The sequence below is a fragment of the Variovorax sp. Soil_C_26 genome, assembly GCF_057657075.1.
Genome location: NZ_JBDGJC010000011.1, coordinates 27102 through 45056 on the forward strand (window position 1 = coordinate 27102; position 17955 = coordinate 45056).

Here is a 17955-nt window from a genome sequence, read left to right on the forward strand (position 1 = left end):
AGGTAGAACGCATGAGCACCCTGCTCGAGGACCTGCAGCAACACGCCGGTGAATTCATCGGCATCCGCCGCGACATCCACCGCCACCCCGAACTGGCCTTCGGCGAACACCGCACGGCCGCGCTGGTCGCCGAAAAGCTGCAGGCCTGGGGCTACGAGGTGACCCAGGGGCTGGGCGGCACCGGCCTGGTGGGGCGCCTGGTGCGCGGCAACGGAACGCGGCGCCTGGGCATCCGGGCCGACATGGACGCGCTGCCGATCGACGAGGCCACGGGCCTGCCGTACGCCAGTTGCCACCATGGCGTGATGCATGCCTGCGGCCACGACGGCCACACAGCGATGCTGCTGGCCGCGGCGCACCACCTGGCCACGCGCGGGCGCTTCTCGGGCACGCTGCACGTGATCTTCCAGCCGGCCGAGGAAGGCGGCGGCGGCGCGGTCCGCATGATCGACGACGGCCTGTTCGACCAATTCCCGTGCGACGCCGTGTTTGCCATGCACAACATGCCGGGCCTGCCGCAAGGCCGCTTCTCGCTGCGCGAAGGCGCCGCCATGGCGTCGTCCGACTACGCCACGGTGGTGATCGAAGGCGTGGGCGGACACGGCGCCATGCCGCACCGCACGGCCGACCCGGTGGTGGCGGCCGCCAGCATCGTCATGGCGCTGCAGAGCGTGGTGTCGCGCAACGTCGCCCCGCTGGAGATGGGCGTGGTGACGGTAGGCGCCATCCACGCCGGCAAGGCCAACAACGTGATCCCGGCCAGTGCGACGCTCGAGATCAGCGTGCGTGCGCTCGACCGCGAGGTGCGCGCGCTGCTCGAAAAGCGCGTCAAGGCGGTCATGGCCGCGCAGGCCGAGAGCTTCGGCTGCAAGGCCGCGATCGAATGGCGCAAGGGCTACGCGGTGTTGGTCAACACGCCGGCCGAGACCGAGTTTGCGCGCCAGGTGGCGCTCGAACTGGTGGGCGCCGAGCGCGTGACGCTGCAGGGCCCGCCGCTCACCGGCAGCGAGGACTTCGCGTTCATGCTCGAGCAGGTGCCGGGCAGCTACCTGCTGATCGGCAACGGCGACGGCGACAGCGCCGGGGCCTGCATGGTCCACAACCCGGGCTACGACTTCAACGACGACAACGTCGCGCTCGGCGGTGCGTACTGGGTGCTGCTGGCCGAGCGCTTCCTGGCGGCTGAATGATGCCGGGCGGCGCCTAGCCCTGGGCCGGTTTCCTGGCCCGCGCGATCGACATCAGGATGCCGAGCCCCAGCCCGAGCGTGACCATGGCCGTGCCGCCATAGCTGATGAACGGCAGCGGCACGCCCACCACCGGCAGGATGCCGCTCACCATGCCCATGTTCACGAAGGCGTAAGTGAAGAAGATCATCGTGACCGCGCCCGCGAGCAGCCGCGAGAACAGGGTGGTGGCACTGGCCGCGATCGCAAGCCCGCGGAAGATCAGCAGGATGAACGCCGCTATCAGCGCGAGGTTGCCGAACAGGCCGAACTCCTCGGAGTAGGCCGCGAAGATGAAGTCGGTGGTGCGCTCGGGAATGAACTCCAGGTGCGTCTGGGTGCCCTGCATGAAACCCTTGCCGCCGAGCCCGCCCGAGCCGATCGCGATCATGCCCTGGATGATGTGGAAGCCCTTGCCGAGCGGATCCTTGGTGGGGTCGAGCAGCGTGCACACGCGCTGCTTCTGGTAGTTGTGCAGCACGTGCCAGTCCACCCCCTCGGCGCACAGCTGCGACTCGAAGCCCACGAGCAGGGTCACCGCCACCACACCCACCGCGACCGGCGGCACGATCAGCTTCCACGGCAGGCCCGCGAAGAAGATCACTGCGAGCCCGGCCGCGAGCACCAGCAGCGAGGTGCCGAGGTCGGGCTGCTTCATGATCAGCCCCACCGGCACCGCGAGCAGCACCGTGGCCACGACGAAGTCGAGTGGCCGCAACTGCCCTTCGCGGCGCTGGAACCACCAGGCCAGCATCAGCGGCATCGCGATCTTGAGGATCTCGCTGGGCTGGATCACCACCCCGACGTTGATCCAGCGCGTGGCCCCTTTCTTGGTGATGCCGAAGAGCGCCACCGCGATCAGCAGCGCCACGCCGGCGGCATAGAGCGGCACCGCAAACCACATGAGCCGCTGCGGCGGCACCTGGGCCACGACGAACATGATGAAGCCCGCCAGCAGCATGTTGCGGCCGTGGTCGGCAAAACGCGAGCCATGGTCGAAGCCCGAGGAGTACATGGTCAGCAGCCCGGCGAAGGCCAGCAGCAGCACGGCGAAGGCCAGGAAGCCGTCGAAGCCCTGGAAGATGGGCGCGACGCGGCGCGCCAGGGAGGGCTGGTTGAACACGGCAGACATGGGGGCGGATTATCCGCGCCAGACACGGCGGCTCAGTGGATTTGGACCTGAACGACCGTGCGCCCCGGTCGGCTTTCGACCCCCAGGGAGGCGCCAACGCCGGCGGCGCGTTCGTCCAGTGCTCGCGGCACCACGGCAGCATCGAAACCCTGCCCGTCGTCGATCACGCGCAGCCGCACGGCGCCGGCCGCCGATTCGGCCTCGAGGCGCAGCGTCGTCGCCTGGGCGTGCTGCATCACGTTCGAGATGGCCTCGAACAGCAGGAACTGCAGCTGCCGCATCGCGTGAACGTCCAGCCGCTCGAGCACGGGCAGGTCGTCCACCGCCCATTCGAAGCCGAGGCCGGCGGAAGCCAGGCGCGGTTCCAGCCGGTAGCGCAGCGCCGCCAGCAGGGCGCCGATGTCGCCCGGCGGCATGTGGATGGAGTCGATCGACAGCTTGAGCTGGTCGAGCGAATCGCGCAGCGTGCGCAGCAGCTCGGCCGAATTCGTCTGGCCGGACTGGAGCTGCCGGATGGCCAGGCTGATGCGCGAGCCGACGCCGTCATGCATGTCGCGCAGGATCAGCTCGCGCTCCTGGGTGCGTGCCTGGGCGCGCGCCACCTGCTCCAGCGCGGCGTAGGTGGCGGCGAGCTCGCGCTCGCGCTGCGCCACCTGCTCGCCCAGCCTGGCGACCGAAACCCGGGCCTGGGCGCTGGCCACGTGAAAGCGCCGCAGCACGATCATCAGCAGCGCCAGGCCGATGAACACGGTCGAATAACGCACCCAGGGGATCTCGCCATAGCCGCCGCCCAGGCGCAGCACGAGCCAGTCGCGCAGGGCGAAGCCCAGGGCGGCCAGGGCGCCGCCTGCCATCAGCAGCCGCTCCAGGTTCGGCCGCTTTGCCAGCGAGACCGCAAAGGCGCAGACGAACAGCCCCACGCATCCGATGACCAGCCCGACCCAGCCGGTCAGCCAAGATGGCTCCTCCCGGGAGAGCGAGAGGCTGCTCACCGCGAACGTTCCGGCCACCACGCCCGCCGCACCCCAGGCCACCCAGCGCAGGCGCGGCCGGCCATACCAGCCCGCGAAATGCCCGCAGAACATCAGCGCGCAGGCCACCCACACCGCACGGCACGTTGCCATCAGCACACCCCAGGCCGGCCAGGAAAGTGGCGGCTCGGCGACCAGGCCGCCCGCCACCTGCAGGGCCCAGCAGAATTCGGCCGCCGCCGCCCAGAAATAGACCCCGTCGCGGCGCTTTCCGCTTCCGTCGCCGGCGCCCGTTTCGGCTTGCGTGAGCCACAGGGCCAGTGCGACGAGGCCGACCAGTGCGGCAAACGCACAGAGCAGCACAGTCCCGGTGAAGCGCCAGGCGAAGGCCGGCTCGTAGAGGCCGCCCTGAACCGCCGCCGCAGGTCCGATGGCCACGCGCGAAAGCCCCGCGCTGCGCGCGCTGTCCGCGCGGATGCGCACCTGCAGGTGGTTGTCGCCGGCCTTCAGCAGGCGCCTGGCCACGGGCACGTAGACCGGCGCCCTTCCGTGGTCGGGCCCATTGCCGCGGGCGAGGTCGCCCTGGGCCTGCAACAGCATGCCGTTGAGCCGGACCTCGAAGACATTGCCCACGCGCGGAATGAAGATGCCCCAGGACGACTGCGGCTCGGCCGCCAGCGTGAGCGGCAAGTCGAAAGTGGCATGGCCCGGACGCCCGGCGTGCTGCCGGTCCCAGTTGTAGGGCAACTCCAGCGGCGCGCTGCGGGTGAGGCCGTCGACGGTCGTCTCGACGCTGCCGCGGCGAAGTTCGATCACGCCCTCCGCCGCCGCGGTCGACGACATGGCGTGCGGGGCCATCATCAGCGCGACCGCGCACCAGAGCCACAGCGCCAGCCATGCGCGGTCCGGCTTTCCGAACATGCGCCAACGCACGCGTGTCACCCCGGGTGGGACAGCAGGCCGAGGCGCGTGGCTTCGAACACGGCTTCGCTCTTCGAGTGCACCGCCAGCTTGCCGTACAGGTTCTTTATGTGCGTCTGCACCGTGTGGACGCTGAGCCCCTTGAGCCGCGCGATCTCGGCGTAGGAGAAACCGCGGGAGATCAGCGTCAGCACCTCATGCTCGCGGACGGAGAGAAGGCCGGGTGCGCCCTGCTCGGCCGCCGCCTCGGGCACCACGACGGGCGCCGCGCCGGCCGCCTGGAGGCTGCGGTACTTGGCCAGCACCCGGCGCGCGATCATCGGCGAGATCGGCGACGCGCCGGCCTTCATCTCGACGATGGTCTGCGCGATGTCCTCCGGTGCGGCATCCTTGTGGATGTAGCCGACGGCGCCGGCCTCGATGCTCGAAAGCACGTTCTCTTCGTCGCCGAAGACCGAAATCACCAGCGGCTCGCAGCCGGGGAAGCGCGCCACCGCGTGGCGGATCACATCCAGCCCGCTGCCGTCGGGCATGCCCAGGTCGACCAGCAGCACGTCGGGAATGGTGTCCGTGTCGGCCAGCCAGGCCAGGGCCTCGCGCACCGTGCCAGCGCTCCCGAGCCAGAACAGGCTGGCGCTGCGCTGCACGCTGGCCTCGAAGAAGGCACGCGCGCGGCTGTCGTCCTCGACGACGAACACACCCCAGCGGTGCGTCTTTCCGGCATGCATGGCCTCAATGTTCATGGCCCCGAGCATAAGCCGCTGAACTGAGCAGAATGTCACGGCGGCCTCCCGTTTTCATGGGATGTGGGGGCCACTTCGAGGCCACGACACTCGCCCCGCGACCAGCCCTGGCGCCTCATCCACGGCCCTTTCATCGCAAGACTGAATACTTTCGAATTCGACCGTAGCCGATTCCGAATCCGGACACGCCGATCGGGCGTACAAGCTGCTCGGACAACCACTGCCATTCACCCGCAGCTTCGTGCACTTTGCACGCGAGACAGCCGTTTCGGAACAACGCACCTCATGCAAAATCAATCTGCGCCTTCAACCCGATCCGCGTCGAACGTTCCAACTTCAGCCCTGCCTCGCATGGACCCGCAAACCACCCACCTCCTGTACCTGCACGGCTTCCGTTCCTCGCCGCGTTCCACCAAGGCGCGGCTGATGGCGCAGCGCGTGGCGCAGGCGCACCCCAACCTGCAGTGGTGGTGCCCTCAGTTGCCGCCGTCCCCGCGCGAGGCCATCGACCTGGTGATGAAGGGCATCGCGGACTGGCCGCGAAAGTCGATGGCGGTGGTGGGCTCGTCGCTGGGCGGCTTCTATGCCACCTACGTCGCGGGCATGACGCGCTGCCGCGCCGTGCTGCTCAACCCGGCCGTGCATCCTGCGCGCGACCTCGAACGCTACATCGGCGACCAGACCCACTGGCACGATCCGGCGGAGCACTTCTATTTCAAGCCCGAGTACATCCAGGAACTGCGCACCATGGAGGTCGGCGCACTGACCCGCCCCGAGCGCGTGCTCGCGATCATCGCCAAGGGCGACGAGGCACTCGACTGGCACGAGAGCTCGGCGCGCTATCCCGACAGCAACATCAAGCTGATCGAGGGCGGCGACCATGCGCTGTCGGATTTCGCGGCGAGCCACCTCGACGAGGTGATGGCCTTCATCAATCCGGTGTAGCCGCGCCGGCGCCTGCGGGGCGCCGCCACGGCCTGTGCAGCCAGGATCGCGCCCCTGCGCATGGGACAATCGCCGGATGTTCGTATTGTTTGAAGAAGCCGGCAAGTACCTCGGCGGCCGCGTGCTCGCGGAGGCCGAAGCATCGGCGCAGGTCGAGCTCGACACCGGCAAGCGCGTCAAGGTCAAGGGCGCCAACATCGTGCTTCGTTTCGAGAAGCCGGCACCGGCCGAGCTGATCGCCGAAGCCCGCGCGCTGGCCGCCGCGATGGACCTCGACCTGGCCTGGGAGTTCGCGCCCGAGGGCGAGTTCGCTTTCGCGGAGCTCGCGTCCGAGTACTTCAGCGACAAGCCCACGCTCGCGCAGCAGGCCGCGGCGCTGTTCGCGCTGTTCGAGGCGCCGCACTACTTCCGCCGCGCGGGCAAGGGCCGCTTCAAGAAGGCGCCGGCCGAGATATTGCAGCAGGCGCTCGCCGCCATCGAGAAGAAGAAGGTCGTGCAGGCGCAGATCGTCGAATGGGCCGGCCAGCTGGCCGAGGGCGTCTGCCCGCCGCCGATCCGCGAGCAGCTCTACAAGATCCTCTTCAAGCCCGACAAGAACGCGCCCGAATACAAGGCCGTCGTCGACGCTGCGCGCGCCACGCAGCGCCCGCCGCTCGAGCTGCTGGCAAGCGCCGGCGCGATCGACTCGCCCTACCAGTTCCACTGGCGCCGCTTCCTGTTCGAGAATTTTCCCAAGGGCACCGGCTTCCCGCCGCTGGCCGCACCGGCCATCGCCGACGACCTGCCGCTGGCCGACGGCGTGCAGGCGTTCTCGATCGACGATTCGCAGACCACCGAGATCGACGATGCACTCTCGGTGCAGGGCCTCGGCAGCGGCACCGTCACGGTCGGCATCCACATCGCTGCGCCCGGGCTCGCGCTCGCGCCGGGCGGCGCCATCGACCAGGTGGCGCGCACGCGCATGTCCACCGTCTACATGCCGGGCTACAAGATCACCATGCTGCCGGACGAGGTGGTCAATGCCTACACGCTGCTCGAAGGCGGCGAGCGGCCCGCGGTGTCGCTCTACGCGAGGTTCGACGAAGCCACGCTCGAACTGCAATCGACCGAGACCCGGCTCGAGCGCGTCGCCATCGTGGCCAACCTGCGGCACGACCAGCTCGACGGCGTGGTCACGCAGCCCTGGCTGGAGGACCCGTCCTTCGTGCCCGGCGATGTGCCCGAGGCCGAGGCCGCGACCCGGCTGCGCGGGCCGCTCTCGTTCCTGTTCCGCCTTGCCAAGCAGCTCAAGGCGCAGCGCGAAGTGGTGCGCGGCAAGCCCGAGAACTTCAACCGGCCCGACTACAACTTCCGCCTCGTGGGCAACGACGGCGAGCCGGACGGCAGCGAACAGGTGCAGATCACCACGCGCCAGCGCGGCGCGCCGCTCGACCTGATCGTGTCCGAGGCCATGATCTTGGCCAACAGCACATGGGGCGGCTGGCTCGGCGAGCTCGGCGTGCCCGGGCTCTACCGCAGCCAGGCCAGCCTGGCGCCGGGCATCAAGGTGCGCATGGGCACGCGGGCCCTCCCGCATGCGGGGCTGGGCGTGAAGAGCTACGCCTGGAGCACCTCACCGCTGCGCCGCTACACCGACCTGGTGAACCAGTGGCAGATCATCGCGGCCGCGCGCCACGGCAACACTGCCGCGCTCGCGGCGCCGTTCAAGCCCAAGGATGCCGACCTGTTCTCGATCTTGTCGGGCTTCGACGCGGCCTATGCGACCTACAACGCCTACCAGGGCGGCATGGAGCGCTTCTGGACGCTCAAGTACATCGAGCAGCAGGGCATCACCGAGGTCGTGGCGACCGTCATCAAGGACATTCCGAACGGTGCGCTGGTGCGCGCCGACACGCTGCCGCTGGTGTTTCCCGTCGCGGGCCAGCAGGAGCGCGGCGCGCGAGTGCGTGTGAAGCTCGGCGAGATCGATGAGATCGCGCTCGACGTGCACGGCACGGTGCTCGAGCGCCTCGATGCCCCGGAGGGCGATGCCGCGGCAACGGAAGAAGAAGCCAGCGACGACGATGCGCAAGAGGTGGCCGGCCCGATCGCCATCGCGGTCGACCTGGCCGACGGCGAGCAGGCCCCGCCCGAGAACACGCCTGCATGAGCGCCGCGCCGGGCCGCCCCAAGCAAGCTCGCTCCCGCTTGGCGGAAAGGCGCGCAGCGCCAAGGGTGCGCCAATGAGCGTGGAGGAGCGTCGATGAACCTGAAGGACCTGAGTACGCTGCAGATCGCGCTCGGCGTATCGGTCATCGCGCATGCAGCGCTGTTGGCGGTGCGCTTCGTCGATCCCGAGGCGTTCAACCGGGCCTTCAGCGAGACGCCGCTCGAGGTGATCCTCGTCAACAGCAAGACCAACGACAAGCCCGACCCCTCTGCACGTGTGATGGCGCAGGCCACGCTCGCGGGCGGTGGCGACCTCGAACGCGGGCGCGCCACCAGCCCGCTGCCGCCCTCGAGCTTCACCGCCGTGGGCGATTCGATGGAAGAGGCGCGCCGCCAGATGGAGGCCATGCAGGCGCAGCAGATGCAGCTGCTCACCCAGCTCAAGCGCGACCTGGCCGCCATGCCCGCGCCCGACCCGCGCGCCTCGGGCAACCCGAAGGAATCGGTCGCGCAAGAGGAAAAGCGCCGCCAGCTCGTGGCGCTGCTGGCCGAGATCGAGCGGCGGGTGAACGAAGAGAACGCGCGGCCCAAGAAGCGCTACCTGAGCCCCTCGACCCGCGAGGTAGCGTACGCAACCTATGTCGACACGCTGCGCCGCCGCATCGAGGTGCGGGGCACCGAGAACTTTCCCACGGCCGCCGGCAAGAAGCTCTACGGCGAGCTCAAGATGACCATCACCATCAACCACGACGGCAAGCTGCTCGACACCGTGGTCGACGAAAGCTCGGGCGACACCACGCTCGACCGCCGCGCGAAGGCCATCGTGCACAGCATCGGCAACTTCGGCAAGTTCACCGATGCAATGCGCCGGCAGACCGACCAGATCGTGCTGCAGTCACGCTTCAAGTTCACGCGCGACGAGACGATCGAGCTCTCGTCGCAATAGCAGCAACCCCAACAGCCACAACGAAGCGCCACGCCATGGACCTGTACTGCGTCATGGGCAATCCCGTCGAGCACAGCCGCTCGCCCCGCATCCACGCCCGCTTTGCCGAACTCTGCGCACAGCAGCTCGACTATGGTCGCCGGCTGGTGCCGGTCGGCGCCTTCGCCGAGGGCGTTGCCGCCTTCCGGCGCGAGGCCGCCGAGCGCGGCGACGTGGCGCGCGGCTGCAACGTCACCGTGCCGTTCAAGTTCGATGCCGCCGCGCTGGCGCAGCACACGAGCGAGCGAGCGGTGCTCGCGCAGGCGGTGAACACGCTGCGCTTCGACGAAGACGGCAGCATCCATGCCGACAACACCGACGGCATCGGCCTGGTCAACGACATCGTGCAGAACGCGGCGGTGCCGCTCGCAGGGCGGGCGGTGCTCCTGATCGGCGCGGGCGGCGCGGCCGCGGGCGTGCTCGGACCGCTGCTCGACGCCGGCGTGTCGCGCCTGGTGGTCGCCAACCGCACCGTGGGCCGCGCCATGGCGCTGGTGCAGCGCCATGCGGCGCTCGCGCTCGGCCACGGCGCGGCGCTCGAAGCCTGGCCGCTCGACGCGGTGCCGGGCGACTTCGACGTCGTGGTCAATGCCACCGCCTCGAGCCTTGCGGGCGATGCGGTGCCGGTGCGCGCCGAAGTGCTGCGCCCCGGGGCGCTGGCCGTCGACCTGATGTATGGGCCGGCGGCCGCGGGCTTCATGGCCTGGGCCGAAGCGCACGGCGCCGTCGGTCGCGACGGGCTCGGCATGCTGGTCGAACAGGCGGCCGAGGCTTTCGCGTTGTGGCGCGGGGTGCACCCGCCGGCCGCGCAGGTTCTCGCCGACCTGCGCGCAGAGCTCGGATGAAAGCCTTCTTCCGCTTGCTCGCGTGTCTCGTGGTCGCGGGCGTGGCGCTCGAGGTTTTCTTCGTGCTGCGCATCGCGGCGATGGTGGTCGTCGATCCGCAGAGCACCACGTTCCAGCGCTCCGAGGCCTGGCAGCTCGCGCTCGCACAGGGCAGCAAGGGCGCCTGGCGCCAGGAGTGGGTGCCCTATGCGGAGATCAGCGACAACCTCAAGCGCGCGGTGATCGCGAGCGAGGATGCCGACTTCATCGACCACAACGGCGTCGAATGGGAAGCCATCGAGCGCGCGCGGCAGCGCAATGCCAAGGCCGAGGAACTCGCCGCCAAGCGGGCCGCGCGGGCCCGTGCGCGCGGCAAGCCGGTGCGGCCGGTGCAACTGCGTGGCGGCTCGACCATCACGCAGCAGCTGGCCAAGAACCTGCTGCTCTCGGGCGAGCGCACGCTGCTGCGCAAGGGCCAGGAACTGGTCCTCGCGATGACGCTCGAGGCGCTGCTCGACAAGGAGCGCATCCTCGAGATCTACCTCAACAACGTCGAATGGGGTGAAGGCCTGTTCGGTGCCGAGGCCGCGGCGCAGTACTACTTCAAGAAGCCCGCAGCGCGCCTGAGTGCGGCCGAATCGGCCCGCCTCGCCGTGATGCTGCCGAGCCCCAAGTTCTTCGAGCGCCGGCTCGGATCGGGCTACCTGAGCAGCCGCGCCTCGACCATCATGGCGCGGATGCCGGCGGCCGAGCTGCCCTGAACGCGCCGGCCAGGCGCTCCGCCGCGAGCACCGCGGCGAAGCCGATCGCATACGCCAGCACGTCCCACATGTCGGCCGTGGCACCGAGCACGATGCGCAGCGCGCGGTTGGGAATCTGCAGCTGCCATGCCGCAGCCAGATACTGGCCCAGCTCGACCAGCAGTCCCACGCCGAACGCAGCGAACGCGAGCGGCAGCACCCGCGCACCGACGAAGGCCTTGAGCAGCAGGTACACCCAGGCCACCGCGAGCACGTCGCCCAGGAAGCTGCGCACCCAGCCCCAGCGCGCACCCACCGTGGCGAGCAACAAAAGCACGACGAGCCGGGCTGCGGCCCCGGCCAGTGAAACAGGATCGAAACGCCATCGCATGGCCCGTATCATCGCGTGATGCTGGCGAAGCTCGTGGGATGGTTGCTGTTGGGCGTGGTGCGCTTGCTCACCGGGGCCCAGGCGCGCTGGTACGGCTGCCCGCCCAAGGCCGAGCAGCGCATCTATTTCGCCAATCACCAGAGCCACGCCGATCTCGTGATGATCTGGGCCGCGCTGCCCGAAGAGCTGCGCAGCATCACGCGGCCAATCGCGGCGCGCGACTACTGGGCCAACACGCCGGTCAAGCGCTGGATCACGACCGAGGTCTTCAACGCGGTCTACGTGGAGCGCGCTGCCAGCGCGCCGGCCGGGGCTCTGCTGGCCGAACCCGTGGCCACCGCGGCGGGCGATGCGCCGGGCGATGCGGTGCCCGCACCCGATCCGCTCGCCCCGCTCTCGCCACTCATCGAGGCACTCAAGAGCGGCGACTCGATCATCATCTTTCCCGAGGGAACGCGCGGGCACACGGGCGAGCCGCAAAAGTTCAAATCGGGCCTCTACACCCTCGCGACGATGTTTCCCGAGGTGGTGCTCGTGCCCGCCTGGATCGACAACGTGCAGCGCGTCATGCCCAAGGGCGAGATCGTGCCGGTACCGATCCTCTGCTCGGTCACCTTCGGCGCGCCGCTGCACGTGGAGCCCGGCGAAGAGCGCCGCCCCTTCCTCGACCGCGCGCGCGCCGCGGTGATCGCGCTGCGCGACGTTTGAGCATCAGCAGCCCGCCATGAATCAGTTCCTGCGCAGCCTCGACCCGACCCAGCAGGTCGCCGCTCTCTTCCTCATCGTCTTCGGGTTGCTCGTGGTGGTGAGCACCGCGACCTTCCTTCTGAGCTTCAAAGAGCGCCGCAATCCGGTGCACGACGCCGCCTGGCAGGCCGGGCTTGCGCACTACCGCAAGCTGCTCGGCACCACCTGGTTCATGGCGGTGGTGTTCTGGATCGGCTGGGCGCTCGGCGAGACGGTCGCCACGGTGCTGTTCGCGCTCATCGCCTTCTTTGCGCTGCGTGAGTTCATCACGCTCTCGCCCACCCGGCGCGGCGACCACCGCAGCCTCATCCTGGCCTTCTTCGTGGTGCTGCCGATCCAGTTCTGGCTCGTCGCCACTGCGCGCTTCGACCTGTTCACGGTCTTCATCCCGGTGTACGTCTTCTTCGCTATTCCTGTCGCGAGCGCGCTGGCCGACGACCCGAGCCATTTCCTCGAGCGCAATGCCAAGCTGCAGTGGGGCATCATGGTCTGCGTCTACGGCATGAGCCATGTTCCGGCCTTGCTGCTGCTGAGCTTTCCGGGCTACGAGGGCAAGAGCGCCTTCCTCGTGTTCTTCCTGGTGTTCGTGGTGCAGACCTCGGTGCTGGTGCAGCACGTGATCTCGCGCCGCACGCAGCGCCAGCCCTTTGCGCCCAACGTGAGCCGCAGCTTCAACTGGACCAGCTGGGGCATCGGCATCGCGGTGGCAAGCCTCGCGGGCGCGTTGTTCTCCTTCATCACGCCGTTCAAGTTCGGACAGGCGCTCGCGGTGTCCGTCATCGCCTGCATCGCGGGATCGATGGGCCACCTCGTGATGAAGGCGCTCAAGCGCGACCGCGGCATTCCCAACTGGGGCAAAAAGGGCGTCGGCGTGACGGGCGCGAACGGCCTGCTGGACCGTGTCGACGCGCTGTGCTTCGCCGCGCCGATCTTCTTCCACTCCATTCGCTGGTACTTCAACGCCTGAAAGGGCGCCATTGACATGCGCATCCTCGGCATCGACCCCGGCCTCCTCACCACCGGCTTCGGCGTGGTCGATGCGGACGGCCATGCGCTGCGCTACGTGGCGAGCGGCACCATCAGCACGCGCCATCTCGGCAGCGGCAACCTGCCGGCACGGCTCAAGGTGCTGTTCGACGGCGTGGCGGAGATCGCGGCGCGCTACCAGCCCGACGCCTCGGCGGTCGAGATCATCTTCGTCAACGTCAACCCGCAATCGACGCTGCTGCTCGGTCAGGCACGCGGCGCCTGCGTGACTTCGCTCGTGAACAGCAACCTCTCGGTGGCCGAATACACGGCGCTGCAGATGAAGAAGGCCGTGGCCGGCCATGGCCAGGCGGCCAAGGCGCAGGTGCAGGAAATGGTCAAGCGCCTGCTCGAACTGCCGGGGCTGCCCGGCGCCGATGCCGCCGATGCGCTGGGCATCGCGATCACGCATGCACAGGTGGGGCGCTCGATGGCACGGCTGGCCGAGGCCGCGCAGCTGTCGACGACGCACGCGAGCGCCTACCGACAAGGACGCTCGAGATAATCGATCAGGCGACGCGCTCGGCGATCAGCACCGCGAAGAAGCCCAGCGCGGCAAGCAGCGTCCACTTCAGGACGATCCACCCGAAGCGCCGGTACTTGACCTGCCCGGTGCCCGCATAGAAGGCAAAGCTCACGCCCGCCACCAGCAGCAGAAACAGGATGGCCCAGCGAAACAGAAGCATGGGTTGAACGCGGCCGGCTTACCAGGCCCGCGCCACTTCGCCGAAGCCGCGCGGTGCGCGCTTCTCGTCCTCGAAGGTCACGACCTCGTAGGCGTCCTCGTTGGCGAGCAGCTCGCGCAGCAGCTTGTTGTTGAGCGCATGGCCCGAGCGGAACGCCTTGTAGGCCGCGAGCAGCGGCTTGCCGATGATGTACAGGTCGCCCATGGCATCGAGGATCTTGTGCTTCACGAACTCGTCGTCGTAGCGCAGCCCGCCCGCATTGAGCACCTTGGTGTCGTCCATGACGATGGCGTTGTCGAGCCCGCCACCGAGCGCAAGGCCCTTGCTGCGCATGTACTCGACTTCCTTGGTGAAGCCGAAGGTGCGCGCGCGCGCGATGTCGCGGCTGTAGGAACCGGTGCCGAGATCGAACTCGACGCGCTGGCCGGTCGAGTTGACCACGCGGTGGTCGAAGTCGATCTCGAAGCTCAGCTTGTAGCCGTGGTACGGCTCCAGGCTCGCCCACTTCTCGTTGGCGCCCTCGCCTTCGCGCACCTCGACCTTGCGGGTCACGCGGATGAAATGGCGCGGCGCCTTCTGCAACTCGATGCCCGCGCTCTGCAGCAGGAACACGAACGACGAGGCCGACCCGTCGAGGATCGGCACTTCGTCGGCCGTGATGTCGATGTAGAGGTTGTCGATGCCCAGGCCCGCGCAGGCCGACATCAGGTGCTCGACGGTCTGCACCTTCGCGCCGCCGGTCGACACGGTGGAGGCGAGCCGCGTGTCGGTCACCGCCTCGGCGGTCATGCGGATATCGACCGGCTCGGGCAGGTCGACGCGCCTGAAGACGATGCCGGTGTCGGCCGGCGCCGGCCGCAGCGTCAGCTCCACGCGCTGGCCGCTGTGAAGCCCCACGCCCACGGCGCGGCTGATCGACTTGAGGGTTCGTTGTTGCAGCACGCCCAGGATTTTAGGCGCGCCACGGCGAGGGCGGGCCATGCCCTTCGCTATGGCACCGATAGACATAGGTTGTATGCGCTCGCCCCCGAAGGGGCGAGGCATTGTCAGTCGGCCTGGCGACGCAGGAAGGCCGGGATCTCGAAATCGTCCATGCCGCCCGACGAGAGCGCGTCCACCTTGGCCGCGGCCATGGTGCGGTTGGTGCGCCAGACGCTCGGCACGGCCATGCCGTCGTAGTTCGGCTGGCCCATGCCGGCGTGGCCCGTGCCGCCCACGGTGGGCACGTTGAACGGGATGTTGTCGGTGCCGGTGCGGATGACTTCGAGCGTCGGTGCCTGGCGGCGTGCGTCGGCGCGCGACAGGCCGGTGGCCACCACGGTCACGCGCATCTGGTCGCCCAGGCTTTCGTCGTAGGCGGCGCCGTAGATGACGTGCGCGTCCGGCGAGGCATAGGCGCGGATGGTGTTCATCGCGAGCTTGGACTCGTTGAGCTTGAGCGAACCCTTCGATGCGGTCACCAGCACCAGCACGCCCTTGGCACCCGACAGGTCGATGCCTTCGAGCAGCGGGCAGGCCACGGCCTGCTCGGCAGCGATGCGCGCGCGGTCCGGGCCGGCCGCGGCGGCCGTGCCCATCATCGCCTTGCCCGGTTCGCCCATCACGGTGCGAACGTCTTCGAAGTCGACGTTCACGCCGCCGTACTCGTTGATGATTTCCGAGATGCCGCCGACCGCGTTCTTGAGCACGTCGTTGGCATGCGCGAAGGCCTCTTCCTGCGTGATGTCCTCGCCCAGCACGTCGAGCAGCTTCTCGTTGAGCACCACGATCAGCGAATCGACGTTCGCTTCGAGCTCGGCCAGGCCGGTGTCGGCGTTGGTCATGCGGCGCCCGCCCTCCCAGTCGAAGGGCTTGGTCACGACGCCGACGGTCAGGATGCCCATTTCCTTCGCGACGCGCGCGATCACGGGAGCCGCGCCGGTGCCGGTGCCGCCGCCCATGCCGGCCGTGATGAAGAGCATGTGCGCACCGTCGATGGCTGCGCGGATGTCGTCCACCGCAGCCTCGGCCGCATCACGGCCCTTCTCGGGCTTGCTGCCCGCACCCAGGCCGCTGACGCCGAGCTGGATGATCTTGTGCGCGTTGCTGCGCTGGAGCGCCTGCGCGTCGGTGTTAGCGCAGACGAACTGAACGCCCTGCACGCCACGCTCCATCATGTGCGCGACCGCATTGCCGCCGCCGCCGCCCACACCGATCACCTTGATCTGAGTGCCTTGGTTGAATTCTTCGACTTCGATCATTTCGATGGCCATTTCTAACTCCTTGAATTTGCAGTTGCCGTTGTGTATCTGTGAATTTTTTCTGGTGTCCTGACGAGATCAACGCGACCGTCGTCGAGGTGGTGGACCGGTGCGCCGCCATCGCTCGTTGAAATGCAACGGCGGACTTCCGCGTGCGAGCCAGAGTGGGGAGTGGTTCATGGTCAGAAGTTCCCCACGATGAAGTCCTTGAAACGTCCGAACGCAGTCTTTACGGATCCGTTCTTCTGCGCGACCTTGAAGCCGCGCATGCGTGCGAAGCGCGCTTCTTCGAGCAGGCCCATCACGGTGGCGGCGCGGGGCTGCGCGACCATGTCCGACAGCGCGCTCGAGTACTTCGGGATGCCGCGTCGCACGGGTTTCAGGAAGATGTCCTCGCCGAGTTCGACCATGCCCGGCATCACCGCGCTGCCGCCCGTGAGCACCACGCCCGAGGACAGCACCTCTTCGTAGCCCGACTCGCGCACCACCTGCTGCACGAGCGAGAAGATCTCCTCGATGCGCGGCTCGATCACGCCGGCCAGCGCTTGCTTGCTCAGCATGCGCGGTCCGCGGTCGCCCAGGCCAGGCACCTCGACCTGCGTGTCGGGATCGGCAAGCAGCTGCTTGGCATAGCCGTGCTCGACCTTGATGTCTTCCGCGTCCTTGGTCGGCGTGCGCAGAGCCATCGCGATGTCGCTCGTGATCAGGTCGCCCGCGATCGGGATCACGGCCGTGTGGCGGATCGCGCCGTTGGTGAAGATCGCGACGTCGGTGGTGCCCGCGCCGATGTCGACCAGCACCACGCCGAGCTCGCGCTCGTCTTCGGTCAGCACCGCCTGGCTCGAGGCCAACGGGTTCAGCATCAGCTGGTCGACCTCGAGGCCGCAGCGGCGCACGCACTTGATGATGTTCTCGGCCGCGCTCTGCGCGCCGGTCACGATGTGGACCTTGGCTTCGAGCCGCATGCCGCTCATGCCGATCGGCTCCTTCACGTCCTGGCCGTCGATCACGAACTCCTGCGGCTCCACGAGCAGGAGGCGCTGGTCGCTCGAGATGTTGATGGCGCGCGCGGTCTCGACCACGCGGGCCACATCGGCCGGCGTGACCTCCTTGTCCTTCACCGCGACCATGCCGCTCGAATTGATGCCGCGGATGTGGCTGCCGGTGATGCCGGTGTAGACGCGGCTGATCTTGCAGTCGGCCATGAACTCGGCCTCCTTCAGCGCCTGCTGGATGCTCTGCACCGTGGCGTCGATGTTCACCACCACGCCGCGCTTCAGCCCGTTGCTGGGCGCAATGCCCAGCCCCGCGAGCTTGAGCTCGCCGCCGGCCAGCACCTCGGCCACGACCACCATCACTTTGGCGGTTCCGATGTCGAGTCCGACAACCAGGTCTTTGTATTCTTTGGGCATTGAATGATGTCCTCGGTATTCGCTCTGTCTATTTCTTCTTCGTCTTGGGGTCGGCCACGACGGTGGTGACTCCGCGCAGACGCAGCGCATACGCGTCGTTGTGGCGCAGGTCGGCCGCCTCGACGTCGGCCGGCGTGCGCTGGTATTGGGCCGCGACCTGCGTCACGGTCGTCAGGAAGCGCTGCGCGCGGGTCGTGACCTCCTCGGCATTGCCACGCCCCAACTCGATCTGCGCGCCGGTGTCGAGCACCGCCTTCCAGCTGCCCCGGCTCGACAGCCTGAGTTCCGCCACGCCGACGTCATAGGGCGCGAACAGCGGTGCGATCACGCGGTACATGCCCAGCACCTGCCCCGCCTGCTCGATCGGTCCATCGAGCCGCGGCAGCCGTTCGTCGACCTCGGCCACGTTGGCGTCGAACACCTCGCCAAAGCCATTGATCAGCTTCGATCCGGCCTCGTCGCCCCAGGTGCCCACCGGCACCTGCTCGGTCAGGGTCACGCGCAGGCGGTCGGGGAACTCGCGCCGCACCACGGCCTTGCGGACCCACGGCACCGTCTCGAAGGCCGTGCGCGCGCGCGACAGGTCGACGGTAAAGAAGTTGCCCGAGAGCTGCGGCGCGACGTTGGCGCGCAACGTCACCGCGTTGTTGTGCGTCACGTCGCCGTCGACCTTGATGCCGCCGATCGGGAAGAACGGCTGGCGCAGCACCCACCAGGCGCCGGCGGCAAGCAGCATGAGACCCACCGCCGCGAACGCAATGGTCGAGACGATGTTCATGAGCTTGACGTCAAAGGGCGCCTGGATGCTGTCTGCCATG

Annotated in this window: 18 protein-coding genes; 9 read left to right on the plus strand and 9 right to left on the minus strand. The window is 68.5% G+C overall.

The features are described from left to right. The first annotated feature begins 11 nt into the window (after nt 1–11). Nucleotides 12–1190, plus strand: a complete 1179-nt coding sequence (locus AC3A6G_RS23625; protein ID WP_487874738.1) for a M20 aminoacylase family protein — start codon at nt 12–14, stop codon at nt 1188–1190. A gap of 13 nt (nt 1191–1203) precedes the next feature. On the opposite strand, the gene rodA is transcribed toward AC3A6G_RS23625, so the two are convergent. From rodA to AC3A6G_RS23640, 3 genes are read right to left on the minus strand one after another with little or no spacing between them, the layout of a single operon-like run. After that, complete coding sequence (gene rodA, locus AC3A6G_RS23630; protein WP_487874739.1) at nt 1204–2358, minus strand: rod shape-determining protein RodA; 1155 nt, start codon at nt 2356–2358, stop codon at nt 1204–1206. 32 nt (nt 2359–2390) lie between these two features. Continuing rightward, nucleotides 2391–4250 (minus strand): sensor histidine kinase, encoded by a 1860-nt coding sequence (locus AC3A6G_RS23635; RefSeq protein WP_487874740.1) that lies wholly within the window; start codon nt 4248–4250, stop codon nt 2391–2393. A gap of 17 nt (nt 4251–4267) precedes the next feature. Next, on the minus strand, nt 4268–5005 hold the full coding sequence (locus AC3A6G_RS23640) for a response regulator (protein ID WP_487861889.1): 738 nt from the start codon (nt 5003–5005) through the stop codon (nt 4268–4270). A gap of 339 nt (nt 5006–5344) precedes the next feature. Here AC3A6G_RS23640 and AC3A6G_RS23645 point away from each other — a divergent pair, with 339 nt between their 5' ends. The 5 genes from AC3A6G_RS23645 to mtgA all read left to right on the plus strand — a co-directional run bounded on the left by AC3A6G_RS23645 (nt 5345) and on the right by mtgA (nt 10656). Further along, complete coding sequence (locus tag AC3A6G_RS23645) at nt 5345–5938, plus strand: YqiA/YcfP family alpha/beta fold hydrolase (RefSeq protein ID WP_487861688.1); 594 nt, start codon at nt 5345–5347, stop codon at nt 5936–5938. A 76-nt stretch (nt 5939–6014) separates the two neighbouring features. Beyond that, a complete protein-coding gene (locus AC3A6G_RS23650) occupies nt 6015–8087 on the plus strand; it encodes a ribonuclease catalytic domain-containing protein (protein ID WP_487874741.1) in 2073 nt (690 codons plus the stop codon). Between the two features lie 93 nt (nt 8088–8180). After that, nucleotides 8181–9032 (plus strand): energy transducer TonB, encoded by an 852-nt coding sequence (locus tag AC3A6G_RS23655; protein ID WP_487861690.1) that lies wholly within the window; start codon nt 8181–8183, stop codon nt 9030–9032. Nucleotides 9033–9067: 35 nt separating this feature from the next. Next, on the plus strand, nt 9068–9916 hold the full coding sequence (gene aroE / locus AC3A6G_RS23660; protein WP_487874742.1) for a shikimate dehydrogenase: 849 nt from the start codon (nt 9068–9070) through the stop codon (nt 9914–9916). After that, nucleotides 9913–10656, plus strand: coding sequence for a monofunctional biosynthetic peptidoglycan transglycosylase (mtgA, locus tag AC3A6G_RS23665; protein WP_487874743.1), 744 nt, complete (start codon nt 9913–9915; stop codon nt 10654–10656). Before aroE ends, mtgA begins: the two co-directional genes overlap by 4 nt. Here the strand turns inward: mtgA and AC3A6G_RS23670 are convergent. Beyond that, nucleotides 10622–11038, minus strand: coding sequence for a ribosomal maturation YjgA family protein (locus AC3A6G_RS23670; protein WP_487874744.1), 417 nt, complete (start codon nt 11036–11038; stop codon nt 10622–10624). The genes mtgA and AC3A6G_RS23670 overlap by 35 nt on opposite strands. 6 nt (nt 11039–11044) lie before the next feature. Here AC3A6G_RS23670 and AC3A6G_RS23675 point away from each other — a divergent pair, with 6 nt between their 5' ends. From AC3A6G_RS23675 to ruvC, 3 genes are read left to right on the plus strand one after another with little or no spacing between them, the layout of a single operon-like run. Further along, on the plus strand, nt 11045–11734 hold the full coding sequence (locus AC3A6G_RS23675; protein ID WP_487865721.1) for a lysophospholipid acyltransferase family protein: 690 nt from the start codon (nt 11045–11047) through the stop codon (nt 11732–11734). Nucleotides 11735–11750: 16 nt separating this feature from the next. Next, nucleotides 11751–12740, plus strand: coding sequence for a phosphatidate cytidylyltransferase (locus AC3A6G_RS23680; RefSeq protein ID WP_487874745.1), 990 nt, complete (start codon nt 11751–11753; stop codon nt 12738–12740). Between the two features lie 15 nt (nt 12741–12755). Continuing rightward, on the plus strand, nt 12756–13304 hold the full coding sequence (gene ruvC / locus AC3A6G_RS23685; protein WP_487861696.1) for a crossover junction endodeoxyribonuclease RuvC: 549 nt from the start codon (nt 12756–12758) through the stop codon (nt 13302–13304). A 4-nt stretch (nt 13305–13308) separates the two neighbouring features. Here the strand turns inward: ruvC and AC3A6G_RS23690 are convergent, their stop codons facing one another. The 5 genes from AC3A6G_RS23690 to AC3A6G_RS23710 all read right to left on the minus strand — a co-directional run bounded on the left by AC3A6G_RS23690 (nt 13309) and on the right by AC3A6G_RS23710 (nt 17954). Next, a complete protein-coding gene (locus AC3A6G_RS23690; protein ID WP_487861697.1) occupies nt 13309–13485 on the minus strand; it encodes a hypothetical protein in 177 nt (58 codons plus the stop codon). An 18-nt stretch (nt 13486–13503) separates the two neighbouring features. Continuing rightward, entirely contained in the window at nt 13504–14427 is a 924-nt protein-coding gene (gene lpxC / locus AC3A6G_RS23695; protein WP_487861698.1) for a UDP-3-O-acyl-N-acetylglucosamine deacetylase, read from the minus strand. A 104-nt stretch (nt 14428–14531) separates the two neighbouring features. Beyond that, nucleotides 14532–15737, minus strand: a complete 1206-nt coding sequence (ftsZ, locus tag AC3A6G_RS23700; RefSeq protein ID WP_487861699.1) for a cell division protein FtsZ — start codon at nt 15735–15737, stop codon at nt 14532–14534. Between the two features lie 170 nt (nt 15738–15907). Next, complete coding sequence (gene ftsA / locus AC3A6G_RS23705; RefSeq protein WP_487861700.1) at nt 15908–17137, minus strand: cell division protein FtsA; 1230 nt, start codon at nt 17135–17137, stop codon at nt 15908–15910. Between the two features lie 28 nt (nt 17138–17165). Then, complete coding sequence (locus tag AC3A6G_RS23710; RefSeq protein WP_487861701.1) at nt 17166–17954, minus strand: cell division protein FtsQ/DivIB; 789 nt, start codon at nt 17952–17954, stop codon at nt 17166–17168. Nucleotide 17955 lies beyond the last annotated feature (1 nt).